The organism is Mycolicibacterium arcueilense (assembly GCF_058536225.1).
Genome location: NZ_JBZTYL010000026.1, coordinates 190,982 through 211,645 on the forward strand (window position 1 = coordinate 190,982; position 20,664 = coordinate 211,645).

The following is a 20,664-nucleotide window of genomic DNA, read 5'->3' on the forward strand; positions in this document are numbered from 1 at the left end:
GCCAACGCGGTCGCGAATGCGCTGACCACGACGAGGCCGAGCAGCAACGCACTCACGGTCGGCACCATGCGTTGTCGTTGTGGCGGAGGCCCCCGCGGGCGGCGGGACGATGCGCAGAGCCTCCGACCGCGTAGTGCGTTACCTGTCTCGGCACGGCGCTGTCGGGGGTGTCCCGAACGGACTGCTGGATGGCTCGGTAGCGGTCACGCTCGGTCTTGCACCAGGAATCCGTCCAGCCTTCGAGCAGGTCGCCGCTGCGCACCAGCCGGTGCAGGGTCGGATGAGCGCCCGCGGGCACCGGTCGTCCTTCGATCATGGTCAGCGCCTCGTGCAAGGCGACCGCTTCGTGCCAGTCGACCGTCACCTCGGGCGCCAGGCTGACGTACTGGTGTCGCACGACGAGCAACGCGTCGGCTCCCAGCGGCCGTAACCGCCACAGCGCAGAACGCAGCGAGGACACCGCCTTGTGCGGAGGGCTGCCCGGCCACAGCAAGTCACAGACCCAGCTGCGGTGCAGCTCACGGCGCTTCACCGCGGCCAGGGCCACCAACCGGCGACACGACGGCGGCAATACCAGCGGTTCAGTGTCTCGATACACGGCGAACTCGCCGAGGAGGTTCAGCCTGAATTGCTTGGACATATACACATCCTCGAGTGAGGCCGGCGCCCTGGCATCAGTAGTCGACTACTTGTATTTCGGTGAGTTTCTGCCCACCACGCCGTCGGCAATCCACTGTCCTGCGCCCGGATGCGATGGAATTGCGGGAAATCGTGGTGAGAAAGGGACACATCAGGTTGAACGAAGAAACATCGAACCCGGTTCAATCCCACCGCCTGAGCAGGATGTCCGGACGCGACCCGCACGAGCAGCACCGGGTGGCGAGTCCGTTGGAACTGCTGTTCGACCTGACGTTTGTCATCGCCTTCGGGGTGGCCGCCGCACAGTTCGCGCATCTGATGGCCGAGGGGCATGTGTCGGCTGGTCTGGTGGGCTTTGCCTTCGCTGCATTCGCGATCTGGTGGGCGTGGATGAACTTCACCTGGTTCGCGTCTGCCTATGACACCGACGACTGGGTGTACCGCGTCATGACGATGCTGCAGATGGTCGGCGTCATCATTCTCTCGCTCGGCATACCGGCGATGTTCGCGTCGGTCGAACACGGTGGGCACGTCGACAACTCGGTGCTGGTGGCCGGGTATGTGGTGATGCGAATTGCCCTGGTGGGGCAGTGGTTACGGGCTGCTGCGCAGGATCGACAACATCGGTCCGCCTGCCTGACGTACGCCTGTGCAGTCGTCGTCGCCCAGATCGGCTGGATCGTCCAGATCTTCGTGGAGACCTCGGTTCCGGTCTTCTTCGCCACCGCGCTGGGGCTGGTGGTGGTGGAGATCAGTGGCCCGCTGCTGGCCGAGCGGCGCATGGGAGGCACGCCATGGCACGCCCATCACGTCGCGGAACGATACGGACTGCTCGCGATCATCGCGCTGGGTGAAGGTGTGGTCGGCACCGTGGCGTCGTTGACCGCAGCGGTGGGGGAGCACGGCTGGTCCACCGATGCCATCCTGCTGGTGGCTGCCGGCACCGGCCTGACCTTCGGTATGTGGTGGGTGTATTTCCTGATTCCGGCCGGCGACTTGCTACATGCCAGGCGCCAACTCTCGTTCTGGTACGGCTATCTGCACGTGGCGGTGTTCGGTGCGATCGTCGCGACCGGCGCCGGACTCCACGTGGCCGCCTACTACGTCGACGGCCAGTCGAAGCTGGATTCCGTCGGCACCGTGCTGGCGGTCGCGATTCCGGTGGGCATCTACCTGTTGTCGATGTTCGTCATCTACTCATGTCTGGTGGGCGAGGCAGATCTGCTCCACGCGCTGTTGCTGGTGCTGGCCGGGGCCGCGCTTGTGGCTGCGGTGGCGCTGGCCGCATCTGGGACGTCGATGGCGGTGTGCCTGTTGGTCGTCACCGCGGCTCCCGTGGTCGTCGTCGTAGGGTTCGAGGCCGTCGGGCACCGCCACGCAGCGGCGATCGTCCGTCGGCGTCTGGACGTTCATCGACCGGGATGAGTTTCGAAGCTCTCCAACAGCATTCGTTCCTGCTCGGCTGCCAGTAGGCGGCGCGTCTTGTGGCGGGTGATCAGGATTCCGACGGTGGCCAGGATCCACACCGCGTACTGGACGGACCAGGCCACGCGGAACGAGGCGAACGAGTAGCTGTCGGTTCCGGACAGGATCAGTCCCATGGCCTGCATCACCAGCAGCGCCGCCAGGAAACCGCCCATGTTCACCATGCCCTGCGCGGTGCCGAGGTTATGACTCGGATTGAACGTGCGGGCGAAGTCGAAGCCGACCATCGACCCGGGGCCACCCACTGAGATGACGACGATGAGCACCACCAACAACCACACCGGCGCCGGGCCGGGCAGAGCCAGCACCACGGTCCACACCAAGGCATTACTGGCGATGATCCAGAGCACCAGGCGTGATCTGCGGTGCGGATGGCGCCCGGTGAAGATGCCGATCATGATCCCGGCGGAGATGGCGGCCACCACCGAGACGGTCAGCAGCGTCCCCGCCGCTGTCTCCGAAAGCCCTTGCGCCACGGTGAGATAGGGCACCCCCCACATCAACGCGAAGACCGTCACCGAGAACTGGGTGCCCATGTGGGTGAAGAACCCGAGCCGGGTGCCGGGTCGGAGCCAGACGGTCTTGATGCGAGACAGGGTGGTGTGCATCGAGATCGGTTCGGGTGTCATCGCCGAACCGTGCGGTGTGTTGCGGATCAGCGCCAGTGCCAACACGATCACCACCAGGCCGAATGCGGCGACCGACAGATAGGCGGGCGTCCAGCCCCTACCAGTGAGGATCGCCAGAAACGGGACCGCGGAGAGCACCTGGCCGAGCTGGCCGCAGATGCCGGTCAACTGGGCCACCAACGGGACACGAGCCGGCTCGAACCAATGGGGCACCAGACGGAGAACCGAGATGAAGGTCAGTGCGTCGCCGAGGCCGACGATGGCCCGCGCACCGATGGCTGCGGGTAGTGACTCGCTGAGTGCGAGCACGAGCTGCCCCGCGGTCATCAGCGCGGCCCCGCAGACGATGAGAACCCGGGAACCGAAGCGGTCCAACAATAGTCCGGCGGGAACCTGCGCCGCGGCGTAGACGATCACCTGCAACACCACGAATGTGGACAGCACGCCCGGGCTTGCGGCAAATCTGTCGGCTGCCTGCAGGCCCGAGACGCCGAGGGTGGTGCGGTCGAGAACGGCGATGATGTACGCGAGCAGCCCGGTGGCCCAAACGATCCAGGGACGCACGCGGGCACCTTTCGTCAAATGTGTTTCGCGGGGCAGACGTACATGGTCTCTCACCGTAGGCGTTCGAGCGACAGCGCCCGTTTGTCACCGTTGTGAATTTCGCCTCCAACCCGGTTTTCCATCGATTCACCAAGTTGGCTGAAAATGCACTCTCATGTACAAGTTGAGAGAGGGTGGCAGACATATCCGCAGCTGGTCGCGCTGCAGATCCTGCCATCGGATGATGGAATGCTGTAGCTGCGAATTCGCTCGCACCAATAACCGGGGAGTAGGGTGTCGGCATGAATCGCTGTTCAAACCGACGCGGAGGGCGCCGGCTTGGCTGAGTACCGTCTTGAAGACCTGGCGCGAATTTCCGGCGTCAGCGCTCGCAATATCCGCGCTTATCGTGAACGCGGGTTACTCGATTCGCCGCGGCGCGTCGGGCGCTCGGCGTATTACGGTGAGCGGCACCTGCATCAGTTGACATCGATCAGCCAGCTACTGGCCAAGGGATTCAATTCGGCGCACATCGCCGAGTTCTTCGTCGCGTTGCGCGGCGGCAAGGATCTGGCCGAGGCCTTGGGAGTCCGGGCTTCGGACTGGTACCGGCCGACGACGCTGGTTTTGAACGTGGACCCGGCCGGAGATGACGCCCGGACGCTTGTGGAGTTCGGGTTGGCGGACGTCGTGGACGGTTCTATCGAAGTGACCGATCCCGCCTTGGTCGCGCTCATCAACGGCGCGGAGGACCATCGGCGTCTCGTCCGCAGCATGGCCCACCTCGCTCGGGTGACAGGGCCGGAGATCGATCATCTGGCCGAGTCGGCTGCCGCTGCCGTCGCTGAATGTCAGGGGGCCCCTTCGGATGCCGGTCTGCCCGAGCTGGCCCGGGCGGTGGTCTCGGCCGGGGTGGACCGGGCCCTACGTGCGGGCGTGGGCACCGCTGATTGATCGTCCATCCACCGGAAGTCAACGGTGGGTCGCGCCCCTGCATCAGGTCGAGATCGACAAGCGCAAAGTCGGGGGCATCGGCGTCGACATCAACCATGTCCTGAAGCCGAGATCCGGCCAGTGGGACTGAATAGTTACCGGCGAGTAAGATATTCCAGCAAACTTTCGGCCCGAGTGCGTGTGATTCGCTAGACAGAATCGGCTCGATTGTCTGCTGGTTCGCGGCCGGTTCGCGGCCCCGGATGCGGCGGAAAATTTAGATAACGATTCGATAACAATACTGCCTTGATCTGCGCAGTTATCCCTACTCGACCGTAACCACCTGCCAACAGGACGTTTGTCCCGAATGTCTTTGGGCGCTACTCGACGCCGCGTTACGTTACCGGCGGTTACCCATGCGTAGAACTCGCCAGTAACCAATCTGGGCGGAAAAAGCCCACCACCTCTTATGACACTCTTAGTACGGCGGGAATGTGCGTGACACCGTCCGGAGGACTCCGGCGGCACCGCGTTCCCCGCCTGATTCGACGCTGAATCGCCGTTGGCCTGTCGCCGGGCAGCCACACCGCCCCAGACATGCAGACAGATAACCAAGACCGCACGCGACAGCCACACGCGACACCATTCACCGCAGAACCACAGCAGCACCGAGGAGATAGCGCCAGTGACGATCTATGAACACGACCGGGTGTCCGCCGGTCGCAACGACGACTCAGGATCCGACGGTCGGCAGGCTGACTCCACCCACGCTCTCGTGGACCGGCTGAGCGCCGGTGAGCCCTACGCCGTCGCGTTTGGTGGCCAGGGCAGCGCCTGGCTGGAGACTCTTGAGGAGTTGGTGTCCTCGGCCGGTATCGAGGCCGAACTGGCGACCCTGGCCGGCGAGGCCGAGCTGCTGCTCGAGCCGGTGGCCGCCGAGCTCGTCGTGGTCCGGCCCATCGGGTTCGAGCCCCTGCAGTGGGTCCGCGCGCTGGCCGCCGAGGAGCCGGTGCCCTCCGACAAGCAGCTGACCTCTGCCGCGGTGTCGGTGCCCGGCGTCCTGCTCACCCAGATCGCTGCGGTGCGCGCACTGGCCCGTCAGGGCATGGACCTGGCCGCCACCCCGCCGGTGGCCGTCGCCGGGCATTCCCAGGGCGTGCTGGCCGTCGAGGCCCTGGCCGCCAAGGGTGCCAAGGACGTGCAGCTGCTGGCGCTGGCGCAGCTGATCGGCGCAGCAGGCACCCTGGTCGCCCGTCGTCGCGGGATCACCGTGCTGGGTGACCGCCCGCCGATGGTGTCGGTGACCAATGCCGAGCCCGAGCGCATCTACGAGCTGCTCGAAGAGTTCAGCCAGGACGTGCGCACCGTGCTGCCCCCGGTGCTGTCCATCCGCAACGGTCGGCGTTCCGTTGTGATCACCGGCACGCCCGAGCAGCTGTCGCGGTTCGAGCTGTACTGCAACCAGATCGCTGAGAAGGAAGAGGCCGAGCGCAAGAGCAAAGTCCGCGGCGGCGCGGTCTTCGCCCCGGTCTTCGACCCGGTGCAGGTCGAGGTCGGATTCCACACTCCGCGTCTGGCCGACGGCATCGAGATCGTCGCCCGCTGGGCCGAGGCCGTCGGCATCGACGTCGAACTCGCCCGCGCGATGACCGAGTCCATCCTGGTCAGCCAGGTGGACTGGGTCGACGAGATCACCGAGATCAGCGATGCTGGAGCTCGATGGATTCTTGACCTCGGCCCCGGCGACATCCTGACCCGCCTGACCGCCCCGGTGGTCCGCGGCCTCGGCATCGGGATCGTGCCCGCCGCAACCCGCGGTGGCCAGCGCAACCTGTTCACCATCGGCGCGGTGCCAGAGGTGGCCCGCCCGTGGTCGAGCTACGCCCCGACCGTGGTCAGCCTGCCCGACGGTTCGGTCAAGCTCTCGACCAAGTTCACCCGTCTCACCGGACGTTCGCCGATCCTGCTGGCCGGTATGACCCCCACCACTGTCGACGCCAAGATCGTCGCGGCCGCAGCAAACGCCGGCCACTGGGCCGAACTCGCGGGTGGCGGACAGGTCACCGAGCCGATCTTCAACGATCGCATCGCCGAGCTGGGTGAGCTGTTGGAGCCCGGCCGGGCGATCCAGTTCAACACCTTGTTCCTCGATCCTTACCTGTGGAAGCTGCAGGTCGGTGGCAAGCGTCTGGTGCAGCGCGCCCGCCAGTCCGGCGCGCCGATCGACGGCGTCATCGTCAGTGCCGGTATCCCGGACCTCGAAGAGGCCGTCGAGCTGATCGGCGAACTCAACGACCTCGGCATCAGCCACGTGGTGTTCAAGCCGGGCACCGTCGAGCAGATCCGCTCGGTCATCCGGATCGCGGCCGAGGTGCCCACCAAGCCGGTGATCGTCCACATCGAGGGCGGCCGCGCGGGTGGCCACCACTCGTGGGAGGACCTCGACGACCTGCTGCTGGCCACCTACTCCGAGCTGCGCAGCCGGTCCAACATCACCATCTGCGTCGGCGGCGGCATCGGCACCCCCGAGCGCTCCGCCGAGTACCTGTCCGGACGCTGGTCGGCCGCCCACGGTTACCCGCTGATGCCGATCGACGGCATCCTGGTCGGCACCGCCGCCATGGCCACCCTTGAAGCGACCACCAGCCCGCAGGTCAAGCAGCTGCTGGTGGACACCAAGGGCACCGACGCATGGGTGGGGGCAGGCAAGGCCTCGGGCGGCATGGCCTCCGGGCGCAGCCAGCTCGGCGCCGACATCCACGAGATCGACAACACCGCGTCGCGTTGCGGCCGGCTGCTCGACGAGGTGGCCGGTGACGCCGATTCGGTGGCCGCCCGTCGCGACGAGATCATCGCCGCGATGGCCGACACCGCCAAGCCGTACTTCGGTGATGTCGCCGACATGACCTACCTGCAGTGGCTGCGTCGCTACATCGAGCTGGCGATCGGCGAGGGCAACAGCACCGCCGACACCAAGCGCGAGCACTCGCCGTGGCTGGACATCACCTGGCGCGACCGCTTCGAGCAGATGCTCAAGCGCGCCGAAGCGCGTTTGAGTGCACAGGATTTCGGCTCCATCGAGACGCTGTTCGATGCCGCCGGCGACGGCGAGGCACTGCTGGAGGACCCGAAGACCGCGCTGGCCGCGCTGGTCTCGGCCTACCCGGACGCCGCATCGGTGCAGCTGCACCCGGCCGACGTGCCGTTCTTCGTCGAGCTGTGCAAGTCGCTGGGCAAGCCGGTCAACTTCGTCCCGGTGATCGACAAGGACGTGCGCCGCTGGTGGCGCAGTGACTCGCTGTGGCAGGCCCACGATGCGCGCTACGCGGCCGATCAGGTCTGCGTCATCCCCGGTACCGAAGCGGTGGCCGGCATCACCCGGGTCGACGAGCCCGTCGGCGAACTGCTGGACCGCTTCGAGCAGACCGCCGTCGACGAGGCGCTGGCCGCCGGTGCCCAGCCGCAGGCCGTGCTGTCGCGCCGTCAGGGCCGCGACGACGTGACCGGTCCGTTGGCCGTGCTGCTTGACGCTCCCGACGTGTTGTGGGCCGGGCGCACCTCGGTCAACCCGGTGCACCGGATCGCCCCCGCCTCTGCGTGGCAGGTGAACGAGAACCGTTCCGCTACAAACCCGTCCACGGGAGCGCGGCTCGAGGTCGCCGACGATCGGCACGTGGTGCTGTCGGTGCCGCTGTCGGGAACCTGGATCGACATCCGGTTCACCCTCACCGATGCCATCCGTAGCGGTGGCGCACCGGTCGTCGAGGTCGCCGATGCGGCGACCGCAATGCGGTCCGTGCTCGCCATCGCCGCGGGTGTCGACGGACCGGACGCCCTGCCTCCTGTCGTCGACGGGGCCGCCACGGTCACCGTCGCCTGGAACCCGGAGCAGGTCGCCGACCACACCGGCGTCACCGCCACCTTCGGTGCCCCGCTGGCGCCGACGCTCACCGTCGTCCCCGACGCGCTGGTCGGCCGCTGCTGGCCCGCGGTCTTCGCCGCGATCGGTTCCGCCGCCACCGACTCCGGATTCCCGGTCGTCGAGGGTCTGCTGAGCCTCGTGCACCTGGACCACGCCGCGCACCTGTTGTCGGCGCTCCCGACCGAGCCCGCCGAATTGACCGTCACCGCAACAGCTTCGGCGGCACATGACACCGAAGTTGGCCGCGTTGTGCCGGTTTCGGTGACCGTGACCAGTGCAGATGGCACCGAGCTGGCCAAGCTCGAGGAGCGGTTCGCGATCCGCGGCCGCACCGGTGAGGCCGAGCTGACCGACCCGGTCCGGGCCGGCGGCGCGATCTCGGACAACGCCACCGACACCCCGCGTCGTCGTCGTCGCGACGTCACCGTCGGTGCGCCCGTGGACATGCGGCCGTTCGCCGTGGTGTCCGGTGACCACAACCCGATCCACACCGACCGGGCCGCCGCGCTGCTGGCCGGTCTGGAATCGCCCATCGTGCACGGCATGTGGCTGTCCGCCGCCGCGCAGCACGTCGTCACCGCCACCGACGGCAAGCCGATTCCGCCGGCCAAGCTGGTCGGCTGGACCGCCCGCTTCCTGGGCATGGTCAAGCCGGGCGACGAGGTCGACTTCCGCGTCGACCGGGTCGGAATCGACGTCGGCGCAGAGGTTGTCGAGGTTCAGGCCCGCATCGGCTCCGAGCTGGTGATGGCCGCCACCGCACGCCTGGCCGCACCCAAGACCGTCTACGCGTTCCCCGGCCAGGGCATTCAGTCCAAGGGCATGGGCATGGAGGTCCGGGCCCGGTCCAAGGCCGCCCGCAAGGTGTGGGACAAGGCCGACAAGTTCACCCGAGAGACGCTCGGCTTCTCGGTGCTGCACGTGGTCCGCGACAACCCGACGTCGCTGATCGCCTCCGGTGTGCATTACGAGCACCCCGAGGGCGTGCTGTACCTGACGCAGTTCACCCAGGTCGCCATGGCCACGACGGCCGCGGCCCAGGTTGCCGAGATGCGCGAGCAGGGTGCGTTCGTCGAAGGGGCGATCGCCTGCGGTCACTCCGTCGGTGAGTACACCGCGCTGGCTTGCGTTTCCGGAGTGATCGAGCTCGAAGGTCTGCTGGAGGCGGTGTTCCACCGCGGCTCCAAGATGCACGACATCGTGCCGCGTGACGAGCGGGGCCGGTCCAACTACCGGCTGGCCGCGATCCGGCCGTCGCAGATCGACCTCGCCGATGAGGACGTCGAGAGCTTCGTCGCCGAGATCGCTACACGTACAGGTGAATTCCTGCAGATCGTGAACTTCAACCTGCGTGGTTCGCAGTACGCGATCGCCGGAACGGTGCGCGGTCTGGAGGCGCTGGAGGAAGAGGTCGAGCGTCGTCGCGAGATCAGCGGCGGCAAGCGGTCGTTCATCCTGGTGCCCGGCATCGACGTGCCGTTCCACTCCAGCGTGCTGCGCGTGGGCGTGGACGATTTCCGGCGCAGCCTGGAACGCGTCCTGCCGCGCGATCGCGACCCGGAGTTGGTCGTCGGCCGCTACATCCCGAACCTGGTGCCCCGGCCGTTCACACTGGACCGCGACTTCATTCAGGAAATCCGAGATCTGGTGCCGGCCGAGCCGCTCGACGAGATCCTCGCCGACTACGACACCTGGCGTAACGAGCGTCCGATCGAGTTGTGCCGCAAGGTCGTCATCGAGCTGCTGGCCTGGCAGTTCGCCAGCCCGGTGCGCTGGATCGAGACCCAGGACCTGCTGTTCATCGAGGAGGCCGCAGGCGGACTCGGAGTGGAGCGGTTCGTCGAGATCGGCGTGAAGAACGCGCCGACCGTCGCCGGCCTGGCCACCAACACGCTCAAGCTGCCCGAATACGCCCATAGCACCGTCGAGGTGCTCAACGCCGAGCGCGATGCCGCGGTGCTGTTCGCCAGCGACACCGATCCGGAGCCGGAGCCCGAGGTCGACGAAAGCCCGGCGAGCCCGTCCGCTGAAGCCGCCCCTGCGGCCGAGGCAGCCCCGGCGCCCGCGGCCGCCCCGGCTGCTCCGTCCGGCGGCCCACGGCCCGACGACATCACGTTCGACGCGGCCGACGCCACGGTGGGCCTCATCGCGCTGAGCGCCAAGATGCGCATCGACCAGATCGAGGCGCTGGACTCCATCGAGTCCATCACCGACGGTGCGTCCTCGCGTCGCAACCAGCTGCTGGTCGACCTGGGCTCCGAGCTGAACCTGGGTGCCATCGACGGTGCCGCCGAGGCGGATCTGGGCGCGCTCAAGGGACAGGTCAGCAAGCTGGCCCGGACCTACAAGCCGTTCGGTCCGGTGCTCTCGGACGCCATCAACGATCAGCTGCGCACGGTCTTCGGCCCGTCGGGCAAGCGTCCGGGCTACATCGCCGAGCGGGTCACCAAGACCTGGGAACTCGGACCGGGCTGGGCCAAGCACGTCACCGTCGAGGTGGCCATGGGCACCCGTGAAGGCAGCAGCGTTCGCGGCGGCGATCTGGGTGGTCTGCACCCGGGCGCGCTGGCGAGTGCCGCTGACGTCGACAAGGTCATCGACGCCGCGGTCGCCGCGGTGGGTGCGCGTCGGGGTGTCCCGGTGAGCCTGCCCTCGGCCGGCGGAGCCGGTGGTGGCGGTGTGGTGGATTCGGCCGCGCTGAACGAGTTCGCCGAGAAGGTCACCGGTCCCGACGGCGTGCTGGCCTCGGCCGCGCGCACGATTCTGGGTCAGCTCGGTCTGGATGCGCCCGTGGGCGCCCCCGAGGCTGCCACCGATGCCGAGCTGATCGACCTGGTCACCACCGAACTCGGTTCGGATTGGCCGCGATTGGTGGCTCCGGCGTTCGATGCCAAGAAGGCCGTCGTGTTCGACGACCGCTGGGCGAGCGCACGTGAGGACCTGGTCAAGCTGTGGCTGGCAGACGAGGGTGAGATCGACGCCGACTGGCCGCACCTGTCGGAGCGGTTCGAGGGTGCCGGGCATGCCGTTGCCACGCAGGCGAATTGGTGGCAGGGCAAGGCGCTCGCTGCCGGGCGCACCATCCACGCGTCGTTGTTCGGTCGCATCGCGGCCGGTGCGGAGAACCCGGGCAAGGGGCGCTACACCAACGAGGTCGCCGTGGTGACCGGTGCGTCGAAGGGCTCTATCGCCTCTTCGGTCGTCGGGCAGCTGCTCGACGGCGGTGCCACCGTCATCGCCACCACCTCGCGTCTGGACGACGACCGGCTGGCGTTCTACAAGAAGCTCTACCGCGAGAACGCCCGCTTCGGCGCCACCCTGTGGGTGGTCCCGGCCAACATGGCGTCCTACTCCGACATCGACAAGCTGGCCGAGTGGGTCAGTAGCGAGCAGATCGAAAGCCTTGGGCCGCAATCGATCCACCTCAAGGATGCGCAGACCCCGACGCTGCTGTTCCCGTTCGCCGCGCCGCGCGTGGCCGGGGACCTCTCCGAAGCGGGTTCACGCTCCGAGATGGAGATGAAGGTCCTGCTGTGGGCCGTGCAGCGGCTCATCGGCGGGCTGTCGACGATCGGTGCCGAGCGTGACATCGCCTCGCGCCTGCATGTGGTGCTGCCGGGCTCGCCCAACCGCGGCATGTTCGGCGGCGACGGCGCGTACGGCGAATCCAAGTCAGCGCTCGACGCGCTGGTGAACCGCTGGAGCGCGGAAAGCTCGTGGGCCGAGCGGGTCAGCCTGGCGCACGCGCTGATCGGCTGGACCAAGGGCACCGGGCTGATGGGGCACAACGACGCCATCGTCAGCGCGGTCGAGGAGGCCGGCGTCACCACCTACAGCACCGCGGAGATGGCAGCCATGCTGCTGAACCTGTGCACGGTGGAGTCCAAGGTGGCCGCGGCCAACGCGCCGATCAAGGCCGACCTGACCGGCGGACTGGGCGACATCAAGATCGACATGGCCGAGCTGGCTGCCAAGGCTCGCGAGGACATGTCCAGCGCCGCAGCCGAATCCGAGGACGAGGAAGGCGGTAGCAACACCGTTGCGGCGCTGCCGTCCCCGCCGCGCGGACACAACCCGGCGCCCGCGCCGGAGTGGGCCGACCTCGACGTCGACCCGGCCGACCTGGTGGTGATCGTCGGTGGTGCCGAGCTCGGGCCGTACGGCTCGTCGCGTACCCGCTTCGAGATGGAGGTCTCCGGCGAGTTGTCGGCGGCCGGCGTGCTGGAACTGGCCTGGACTACCGGTCTGGTCAAGTGGGAAGACGATCCCAAGGCCGGCTGGTACGACACGACGACCGGTGACCTGGTGCCCGAATCGGAGATCGTGGAGCGCTACCACGACGCCGTGGTGGAACGTTGCGGCATCCGCGAATTCGTGGACGACGGTGCGATCGACCCCGATCACGCCTCGCCGCTGCTGGTCAGCGTGTTCCTGGACAAGGACTTCAGCTTCGTCGTCTCCAGTGAGGCCGATGCCCGGGCATTCGTGTCCTTCGACCCCGAACACACGGTGGCCCGGCCGGTTCCCGATTCCAGTGACTGGCAGGTGATCCGCAAGGCGGGCACCGAGATTCGGGTTCCGCGCAAGACCAAACTGTCGCGCACGGTCGGTGCCCAGATCCCGACCGGCTTCGACCCGACGGTGTGGGGCATCACCCCGGACATGGCCAACTCGATCGACCGGGTTGCGCTGTGGAACATCGTCGCCACCGTCGACGCGTTCCTGTCCTCGGGCTTCACCCCGACCGAGCTGATGCGTTGGGTTCACCCGAGCCTGGTGGCCTCCACGCAGGGCACCGGCATGGGCGGCATGACCTCGATGCAGACCATGTACCACGGCAACCTGCTGGGCCGCGCCAAGCCGAACGACATCCTGCAGGAGGTGCTGCCCAACGTCGTTGCGGCACACGTCATGCAGAGCTATGTCGGTGGCTACGGCGCCATGGTCCACCCCGTCGGCGCCTGCGCCACCGCGGCCGTCTCGGTCGAGGAAGGTGTGGACAAGATCCGCCTCGGCAAGGCCGACCTGGTGATCGCCGGCGGCTTCGACGATCTGACCCTGGAAGCCATCATCGGCTTCGGTGACATGGCCGCCACGGCCGACACCGAGATGATGCGGGCCAAGGGCATCAGCGACTCGAAGTTCTCCCGCGCCAACGACCGTCGTCGTCTCGGCTTCCTGGAAGCCCAGGGCGGTGGCACCATCCTGCTGGCCCGCGGTGATCTGGCCGCCAAGATGGGTCTGCCGGTGCTGGCCGTGGTCGGCTACGCGCAGAGCTTCGCCGACGGTGTGCACACCTCGATCCCGGCTCCGGGCCTGGGTGCCCTTGGTGCCGGGCGTGGCGGCAAGGACTCGCAGCTGGCTCGCTCGTTGGCCAAGCTGGGTGTCGGCGCCGACGACATCGCGGTGATCTCCAAGCACGACACCTCGACGCTGGCCAACGATCCCAACGAGACCGAGCTGCACGAGCGGCTGGCCGACTCGATGGGCCGTTCGCAGGGTGCGCCGCTGTTCATCGTCAGCCAGAAGACGCTGACCGGGCACGCCAAGGGCGGCGCGGCGGTGTTCCAGATGATGGGTCTGTGCCAGATCCTGCGCGACGGCGTGATCCCGCCGAACCGCAGCCTGGACTGCGTCGACGACGAGCTGGCCACCTCCGGCCACTTCGTCTGGGTGCGCGAGGCCCTCGACCTGCGCGGGAAGTTCCCGCTCAAGGCCGGTCTGGTCACCAGCCTCGGGTTCGGTCACGTGTCGGGTCTGGTTGCCCTGGTGCATCCGGAGGCGTTCATCGCGTCACTGGATCCGGCCGAGCGCGACGACTACCGCAAGCGCGCCGAGCAGCGCACGCTGGCCGGTCAGCGCCGCCTGGCCGGAGCGATCGCCGGCGGGCGTCCGATGTACGAGAAGCCCGCCGACCGCCGCTTCGACCACGATGTGCCGGAGAAGCGTCAGGAAGCCGCGATGTTGCTGAACGCGGACGCCCGCCTCGGTGACGACGATCTCTATGTGCGGTGAGTGCGGGCACGGAGAGGTGAGCTAGGTTCGCTTCCATGGCGATTATGGGCATAGGCATCGATGTGGTTTCCATACCTGATTTCGCCGAGCAGGTGGACCGGCCGGGAACCGTATTCGCCGAGACGTTCACGCCGGGTGAGCGCCGGGACGCCGCGGACAAGAGTTCGTCGGCGGCCCGGCACCTGGCGGCCCGGTGGGCGGCCAAGGAAGCCGTGATCAAGGCCTGGTCCAGCTCACGGTTCTCCAAGCGGCCGGCCCTGCCGGAGGGGATCCACCGCGACATCGAGGTGGTCACCGACATGTGGGGTCGGCCCAAGGTGCGGCTGTCCGGCGAGATCGCCAAGCACCTCGAAACCGTGACCATTCACGTCTCGCTCACCCACGAGGCCGACACCGCCGCCGCGGTGGCGATCATCGAGGAGCTCTAACCCTCTGCACCGCGAGCGTGCGCGTCTGCTGTCCGACACGCCGTGATCGGGCCGCGCTTCGCGCACGTTCGCGGCGTTCGACAGTGCGGCTAGTGTCGTCACCATGAGTGACGTCGTGGCGCGGGTGCAGCAGGTGTTGCCGTCGGTACGGTCCGATCTGGAGGATCTGGTCCGCATCCAGTCGGTGTGGGCCGACCCGGCCCGGCGCGACGAAGTGCACCGCAGCGCCGAGGCGGTCGCAAAGCTGTTGTCGGATGCAGGCTTTCCCGACGTCCGCATTGTCAGCGAAGGCGGCGCGCCGGCCGTCATCGCGCATTACCCGCCACCGGCGGGAGCCCCTACGGTGCTGCTGTACGCCCACCACGATGTGCAGCCCGAAGGGGATCCGGCCCAGTGGGATTCCGCACCGTTCGAGCCCACCGAACGTGACGGCCGGCTCTACGGCCGCGGCACCGCCGACGACAAGGCCGGTATCGCAACCCATCTGGCGGCGATCCGGGCCTTCGACGGCAAGCCTCCGGTCGGTGTCACGGTCTTCGTCGAAGGCGAGGAGGAATCCGGGTCGCCGTCACTGGGCGCACTCCTGGCTGCGCACAAAGAGGCCCTGGCTGCCGATGTGATCGTCATCGCCGACTCCGACAACTGGAGCATCGAGATCCCGGCGCTGACGGTGACCCTGCGCGGCCTGGCCGATTGCGTGGTCGAGGTGGCGACCCTGGATCACGGCCTGCATTCGGGCCTGTGGGGTGGGGTGGTGCCGGATGCGTTGAGCGTGTTGGTCCGCCTGCTGGCCAGCTTGCACGACGACGACGGCAATGTCGCGGTCGCCGGTCTGCACGAAACGACCGCGGCTGATGTCGACCGCGGTGCGCACTGGGTCCGCCAGGAATCCGGTCTGCTGGACGGGGTGGCCGAAATCGGTTCCGGCTCAGTGGTGCAACGCATGTGGGCCAAGCCCGCGATCACCGTCATCGGCATCGACACCACATCCATCGACAAGTCGTCGAACACGCTGATCCCGCGGGCCCGCGCCAAGATCAGCATGCGGGTCGCGCCCGGCGGTGACGCCCACGCGCATCTGGAGGCGTTGACCCGTCACCTCGAATCCCATGTGCCCTGGGGAGCCCAGGTCATCGTGACTCCCGGCGACGTGGGCCAGCCCTACGCGATCGATGCCTCGGGTGCGGTGTACGACGCGGCTCGCACGGCGTTCCGGACCGCCTGGGGCTCCGACCCGGTGGACATGGGCATGGGCGGATCGATTCCCTTCATCGCCGAATTCGCCGAAGCCTTCCCGGCCGCGACGATTCTGGTGACCGGCGTGGAGGACCCGGGCACCCAGGCGCACAGCGTGAACGAGAGCCTGCATCTCGGGGTTCTCGAGAAAGCGGCGACGGCCGAAGCGTTACTGCTCGAGGCGCTGGGCCGTTAGCCCGAGATGGCCAGCAGCGTCGGCTGGTTCGTCGTCGGCCTGATCGCCTTGGCGATCGGCGCCGAGGTGATGGTCCGCGGCGGTGCGAAACTTGCAGCGCGCCTGGGAATCAGCCCGATCCTGATCGGTCTGACCGTGGTGTCGATCGGCACCAGTCTTCCCGAACTCGCTGTCGGCATCACCGCCGCGACCACCGGCAGCGGCGAACTGGCCGTCGGCAACATCGCCGGCACCAACGTCGTCAACATCTTGTTCATCCTCGGGCTCAGCGCGTTGATCCGTCCGCTGGCGATCGAGCAGCGCACCTTGCGCTTCGACCTGCCGGTGATGGCGGGAGCCGCGGTGCTGCTCTGGGTGTTGGCCGTCAACGGGGTGTTGTCGCGCGTGGACGGGCTGATCCTGGTGTCCGGAGCCCTCGTCTACACCGCTGTGCTGATCCGCATGTCGCGGCGGGAGAGCCGGGCCACCGTCGCCGGATACGCCGAAGCCTTCCCGACGGGACAGTCAAGCGGTGCCAAGACGAAACCGATTGGCCGTGGCGCACTTCAGGATACGGTCATGACGGTCAGCGGTATCGCCGTGGTGATTCTCGGGGCCGAATGGTTGGTCGGCGGGGCGGTGGGGATCGCCCGCGGATTCGGGGTGTCGGACGCGCTCATCGGCCTGACCGTCGTGGCGATCGGAACCTCGGCCCCGGAGTTGGTCACGACGATCGTCTCGACGGTGCGCGGCGAACGTGACATCGCGGTAGGTAACCTCCTCGGCAGCAGCGTTTACAACATCCTGCTGATCCTGGGAATCACGTGCCTGGTGCCCGCGCGGGGCCTCGAGCTGACCCACAACCTCGTGTGGATCGACATCCCACTGATGGTCGCGGCGAGCCTGGCCTGTATCCCGATCTTCGTCTCCGGTCGGCGGGTGCACCGAGCCGAGGGGGCCGCGATGATCACGGCCTACCTCGGCTACCTGACGTTCCTGCTGACGACCCAGTCCTGACCGGTGTCAGACCGACAGGTCGCGGCGCAGCTTGGCGACGTGGCCGGTGGCCCGCACGTTGTACTGCGCGACGGCGATCTTGCCCTTCTCGTCCACGACGAACGTCGAGCGGATCACACCCTGAACCGTCTTGCCGTACATGGTCTTTTCGCCGAATGCACCCCAGGCCGTCAACACCTCACGGTCCGGATCGGACAGCAACGGGAAGGTGAGCTCTTCCTTGTCGCGGAACTTGGCGAGCTTCTCCGGCTTGTCGGGGGAGATGCCGATGACATCGAGGCCGGCGCCATTGAGTTCGGTGAGACTGTCCCGGAAATCGCACGCCTGCTTGGTGCATCCGGGCGTTGACGCCGCGGGGTAGAAGTACACGATGACCTTGCGGCCCTTGTAGTCGGAGAGCTTGACGATGTTGCCGTCGGCGTCGGGCAGGCTGAAAGCCGGGGCGGTGTCTCCCACCTCGAGGCGCGGGGTTTGCGGCATTCGTGGGTATCCCTTCTTGTCGACCGGTTCCGTCGTCACGGCGCCGGCTGATCTAGGGTAGTGCGGCAGGGCAGCACGACGTGGAGCGGCTTGGAGGAGCAAACAGTGGCGAACCGGGACCCGGAGAGCATCAAGCGGGACATCGATCAGGCTCGCGATCAGCTGGCGGTGACTGTCGACTCCCTGGCAGAGCGGGCCAACCCGCAGCGTCTGGCCGACGATTTCAAGTCGGCGGTGATCGGCTTCATCAAGAAGCCCGCCGTGACGGCGTCATTGGCCGGTGCGGGAGTGCTGGTGGTGTTCGTCGTCGTGCGACGGATCAAGCGGCGCTGAGTGTCGATCCGCGGGGCGCGCGTTGTGTGCCCTGCGGAGACGCCCGGAGCAGCGGCTCCGGCTTGATACGCCGCTCAGCGGCTCCAGCTGAATACGCCGCTCAGCGGCGGCGGAACAGGAGCCAGTCCGCCAACGAGAAACTCGGGGGATTGGCGATGCGGCCCAGACGGCTGCAGGTATACACCATGACGGGCTGGTTCGCAGCAACAAATGCGGCGGTCGCTGCAGCTGTGGGATCGGCGCCACCTACGGCAGGCATCAGCTAACACCCCTCATCTTGGCGTAATCGCCACGCGGTACCGGATCGCAATTAATCAGCTAACTTGATATTAACACGGTTTCTAGCGTCTGACCAGCGGAAGCGCTGAAGATGGATTCTAGGCAGTAACTTACGACTACGTCAACAATGGAGTATTACCCCAACTTGCCGGGTTGCGTCACGGTTATCAGCACATTATCGAGGTATGTCGGCGACGGGTGTCTGACTGTTACGAGTACCGCTCACCGCAAATTCGGCCGACGGCCCTGGTGGCGGATGGAAACTGAGTGCGTGGCGACGGACGTAATCGGACCGATCCACTGAAAAGTTTGCTGGAATGTTGGCGTCGCGTGACGCGCGGTCAGCTGTTCCGTCCTGATCCACGCCGATTTGGTGGGGAAAACGATTGGCAAACATGTGTCGGTCTGGTAATCGCCGGTGTCCTGTGCAACTCGGTGCAGACGAGGTGCGATAGCTGAAATCTCCTGCATAGCAGGGCGGGAACGCGTCTTTCTGGTCGAACCGGTTGCTAGTGCATAGGTGTCCAGCTAAGGTCGACGTCGGGTCAGGATCGGGGAGGCGGCCCTGGGTCTTGATCCCGACCGCAACACGGGACAATCGTGTGACAAGGGGGTATTGCGTTGCAGCTAACTTATTTTCCGTTTGCCAGGATTGCTGCATGGGCTATCGCCGGTAGAGCCGATCCCGACGGGCTCATCGTCGGGATTCGCTGACGACACCCAATGGCTCATGTCGAACCTCCGCAAGGTGATGTGAGCCGTGGTCACACCGACGGGAGGTAGCCATATGGCGCATGTGAGCGACGAAACCCTGGGCGATCTGCGCAGGGAGCTCGACCGCTTCAAGAGCGAGCAGTACCGGGATCACGGCTATGCGGCCGCGCATCTGGCCGGGGCCGTGGAGATGTTGTTGGAAGAGGCTGAACCCAGCATCGACGACCGACTGGCCGAGAGGTACCGAGCCTGACAGGTGAGCAATCCCAGTAACTCTGAGACCCTGAAACGCAAAAACCCTGCCGAGGCAGGGTTTTTGGTTGGTGCGCCGTCAGGGTTTCGAACCCCGGACCCGCTGATTAAGAGTCAGCTGCTCTACCAACTGAGCTAACGGCGCGCGAGAGAGACAATAACAGGAGTTTCTCTCAACAGTGAAATCCGCTGGTGGCGGGGCTGGGACGGGCTTCTGATCGGCCCGATCCGGCCGGAACCCTTAGACTATTGCCAAGAATTTGCTATCGACCATCCGAGGGGTAGGACGACCATGGGGCAGGCCCAGACGGTGACCCGTCCGTATCGGGGTGTGTTCCGGCGGGCAGTGGTTGCCATGGTGCCGGCAATGATGTTGGGGCTTACCGCGTGCGGGGGTGAAGACCCACAGGGGCCGGCACCGGTGATCACCGACAAGGGCACCCCCTACGGGGATTTGTTGGTGCCCAGGGTCAACGCCTCGGTGACCGATGGTGCGGTCGGGGTAACCGTCGACGCGCCGGTCACGGTGAGCGCGGAGAACGGTGTGCTCGGTGGCGTCACCATGACCAACGAAGAAGGCGCCAGCGTCGCAGGCAAGTTCAGTGCCGACGGGCTGACGTGGTCCACCACCGACCCGCTCGACTACAACGAGCAGTACACCCTCAACGCGCAGTCTCTGGGCCTCGGTGGCGTCGCCAACCGCAGACTGCGGTTCGAGACGCACTCGCCGGCCAACTTGACGATGCCGTATGTCCTGCCGAACAACGGGGAAGTGGTCGGGGTGGGGCAGCCGGTGGCAATCCGGTTCGACGAGAACATCTCCGATCGACTGGCTGCCCAACGTGCCGTCACGGTCAAGACCGATCCGCCGGTCGAAGGTGCGTTCTACTGGCTCAACAACCGGGAAGTCCGTTGGCGGCCCGCGAAATACTGGAAACCTGGCACCTCGGTCGACGTCACGGTCAACACCTACGGTGTCGCGTTGGGCGATGGGCTGTTCGGCCAGGGCAACGTCACGACCCACTTCACGATCGGTGACGAGGTGATCGCGCAGGCCGATGACACCACCAAGACACTGACCGTCCGGCGCAACGGCGAGGTCGTCAAGGCCATGCCGATCTCCATGGGTAAGAACAGTTCTCCGACCAACAACGGCGTCTACATCGTCGGCGATCGTTTCGACCATATGGTGATGGATTCCTCCACCTACGGGGTGCCGGTCAACTCGCCGAACGGTTATCGCACCGAGGTCGACTTCGCGACCCAGATGTCCTACAGCGGCATCTACGTGCACGGTGCCCCGTGGTCGGTCGGCAGCCAGGGGTACAGCAACGTCAGCCATGGCTGCCTCAATGTCAGCACGGCGAACGCCCGGTGGTTCTACGAGAACACCAAACGCGGCGACATCGTCGAGGTCGTCAACACAGTGGGCTCGGTGTTGCCGGGGACCGAGGGCCTGGGGGACTGGAACATCCCGTGGGACCAGTGGCGCACCGGCAACGCCAGCACCTGACCCGATTACCCCTGCGGTAATCGACATCCCGCTTCAGATCGGTGAATCTGGCTGAGTCCCAGTCGATTACC

The 20,664-nt window shown here is 66.7% G+C and carries 12 protein-coding genes and 1 tRNA gene; 9 read left to right on the top strand and 4 right to left on the bottom strand.

Annotated features, from left to right (window positions below):
* Window positions 1–52: 52 nt before the first annotated feature.
* Window positions 53–640, bottom strand: coding sequence for an AfsR/SARP family transcriptional regulator (locus AC4LGL_RS25145; RefSeq protein ID WP_491841126.1), 588 nt, complete (start codon window positions 638–640; stop codon window positions 53–55).
* Window positions 641–843: 203 nt separating this feature from the next.
* Between AC4LGL_RS25145 and AC4LGL_RS25150 the strand changes: the two genes are divergently transcribed.
* The gene (locus AC4LGL_RS25150; protein ID WP_491841127.1) at window positions 844–2,064 is read left to right on the top strand and encodes a low temperature requirement protein A; all 1,221 of its coding nucleotides are present in this window, start codon (window positions 844–846) and stop codon (window positions 2,062–2,064) included.
* Here the strand turns inward: AC4LGL_RS25150 and AC4LGL_RS25155 are convergent.
* Window positions 2,049–3,317 (bottom strand): MFS transporter, encoded by a 1,269-nt coding sequence (locus AC4LGL_RS25155; protein ID WP_491841128.1) that lies wholly within the window; start codon window positions 3,315–3,317, stop codon window positions 2,049–2,051. The genes AC4LGL_RS25150 and AC4LGL_RS25155 overlap by 16 nt on opposite strands.
* 318 nt (window positions 3,318–3,635) lie before the next feature.
* Between AC4LGL_RS25155 and AC4LGL_RS25160 the strand changes: the two genes are divergently transcribed.
* The 5 genes from AC4LGL_RS25160 (at window position 3,636) to AC4LGL_RS25180 (ending at window position 17,022) form a co-directional block, all read left to right on the top strand.
* Window positions 3,636–4,250: a MerR family transcriptional regulator gene (locus AC4LGL_RS25160; RefSeq protein ID WP_491841129.1), complete on the top strand. Its 615-nt coding sequence runs from the start codon at window positions 3,636–3,638 to the stop codon at window positions 4,248–4,250.
* Window positions 4,251–4,914: 664 nt separating this feature from the next.
* On the top strand, window positions 4,915–14,166 hold the full coding sequence (locus AC4LGL_RS25165; RefSeq protein ID WP_491841130.1) for a fatty acid synthase subunit beta domain-containing protein: 9,252 nt from the start codon (window positions 4,915–4,917) through the stop codon (window positions 14,164–14,166).
* Window positions 14,167–14,201: 35 nt separating this feature from the next.
* Entirely contained in the window at window positions 14,202–14,594 is a 393-nt protein-coding gene (gene acpS, locus AC4LGL_RS25170; RefSeq protein WP_003880044.1) for a holo-ACP synthase AcpS, read from the top strand.
* Between the two features lie 103 nt (window positions 14,595–14,697).
* Window positions 14,698–16,026, top strand: coding sequence for a dipeptidase (locus AC4LGL_RS25175; protein WP_491841131.1), 1,329 nt, complete (start codon window positions 14,698–14,700; stop codon window positions 16,024–16,026).
* A 6-nt stretch (window positions 16,027–16,032) separates the two neighbouring features.
* Window positions 16,033–17,022: a calcium/sodium antiporter gene (locus AC4LGL_RS25180; protein ID WP_491841132.1), complete on the top strand. Its 990-nt coding sequence runs from the start codon at window positions 16,033–16,035 to the stop codon at window positions 17,020–17,022.
* A gap of 6 nt (window positions 17,023–17,028) precedes the next feature.
* On the opposite strand, the gene bcp is transcribed toward AC4LGL_RS25180, so the two are convergent.
* A complete protein-coding gene (gene bcp / locus AC4LGL_RS25185) occupies window positions 17,029–17,502 on the bottom strand; it encodes a thioredoxin-dependent thiol peroxidase (protein ID WP_491841133.1) in 474 nt (157 codons plus the stop codon).
* 105 nt (window positions 17,503–17,607) lie between these two features.
* Here bcp and AC4LGL_RS25190 point away from each other — a divergent pair, with 105 nt between their 5' ends.
* Window positions 17,608–17,835, top strand: coding sequence for a DUF3618 domain-containing protein (locus AC4LGL_RS25190; RefSeq protein WP_044524135.1), 228 nt, complete (start codon window positions 17,608–17,610; stop codon window positions 17,833–17,835).
* A gap of 1,066 nt (window positions 17,836–18,901) precedes the next feature.
* Window positions 18,902–19,081, top strand: a complete 180-nt coding sequence (locus tag AC4LGL_RS25195) for a hypothetical protein (RefSeq protein ID WP_491841394.1) — start codon at window positions 18,902–18,904, stop codon at window positions 19,079–19,081.
* A gap of 68 nt (window positions 19,082–19,149) precedes the next feature.
* Here AC4LGL_RS25195 and AC4LGL_RS25200 read toward each other — a convergent pair.
* A tRNA-Lys gene (locus tag AC4LGL_RS25200) sits at window positions 19,150–19,225 on the bottom strand.
* Between the two features lie 147 nt (window positions 19,226–19,372).
* Here AC4LGL_RS25200 and AC4LGL_RS25205 point away from each other — a divergent pair.
* Window positions 19,373–20,593 carry a L,D-transpeptidase gene (locus AC4LGL_RS25205; protein ID WP_491841134.1) on the top strand — a complete coding sequence of 407 codons (1,221 nt, stop codon included), beginning with the start codon at window positions 19,373–19,375 and terminating at the stop codon, window positions 20,591–20,593.
* Window positions 20,594–20,664: the final 71 nt, after the last annotated feature.

Bases quoted from the DNA above. Each gene is read 5' to 3' on its own strand.
- AC4LGL_RS25145 (WP_491841126.1), bottom strand. From the start codon at position 640: ATGTCCAAGCAATTCAGGCTGAACCTCCTCGGCGAGTTCGCCGTGTAT.
- AC4LGL_RS25150 (WP_491841127.1), top strand. From the start codon at position 844: ATGTCCGGACGCGACCCGCACGAGCAGCACCGGGTGGCGAGTCCGTTG.
- bcp (WP_491841133.1), bottom strand. From the start codon at position 17,502: ATGCCGCAAACCCCGCGCCTCGAGGTGGGAGACACCGCCCCGGCTTTC.
- AC4LGL_RS25195 (WP_491841394.1), top strand. From the start codon at position 18,902: ATGGCGCATGTGAGCGACGAAACCCTGGGCGATCTGCGCAGGGAGCTC.
- AC4LGL_RS25175 (WP_491841131.1), top strand. From the start codon at position 14,698: ATGAGTGACGTCGTGGCGCGGGTGCAGCAGGTGTTGCCGTCGGTACGG.
- AC4LGL_RS25205 (WP_491841134.1), top strand. From the start codon at position 19,373: ATGGGGCAGGCCCAGACGGTGACCCGTCCGTATCGGGGTGTGTTCCGG.
- acpS (WP_003880044.1), top strand. From the start codon at position 14,202: ATGGCGATTATGGGCATAGGCATCGATGTGGTTTCCATACCTGATTTC.
- AC4LGL_RS25180 (WP_491841132.1), top strand. From the start codon at position 16,033: ATGGCCAGCAGCGTCGGCTGGTTCGTCGTCGGCCTGATCGCCTTGGCG.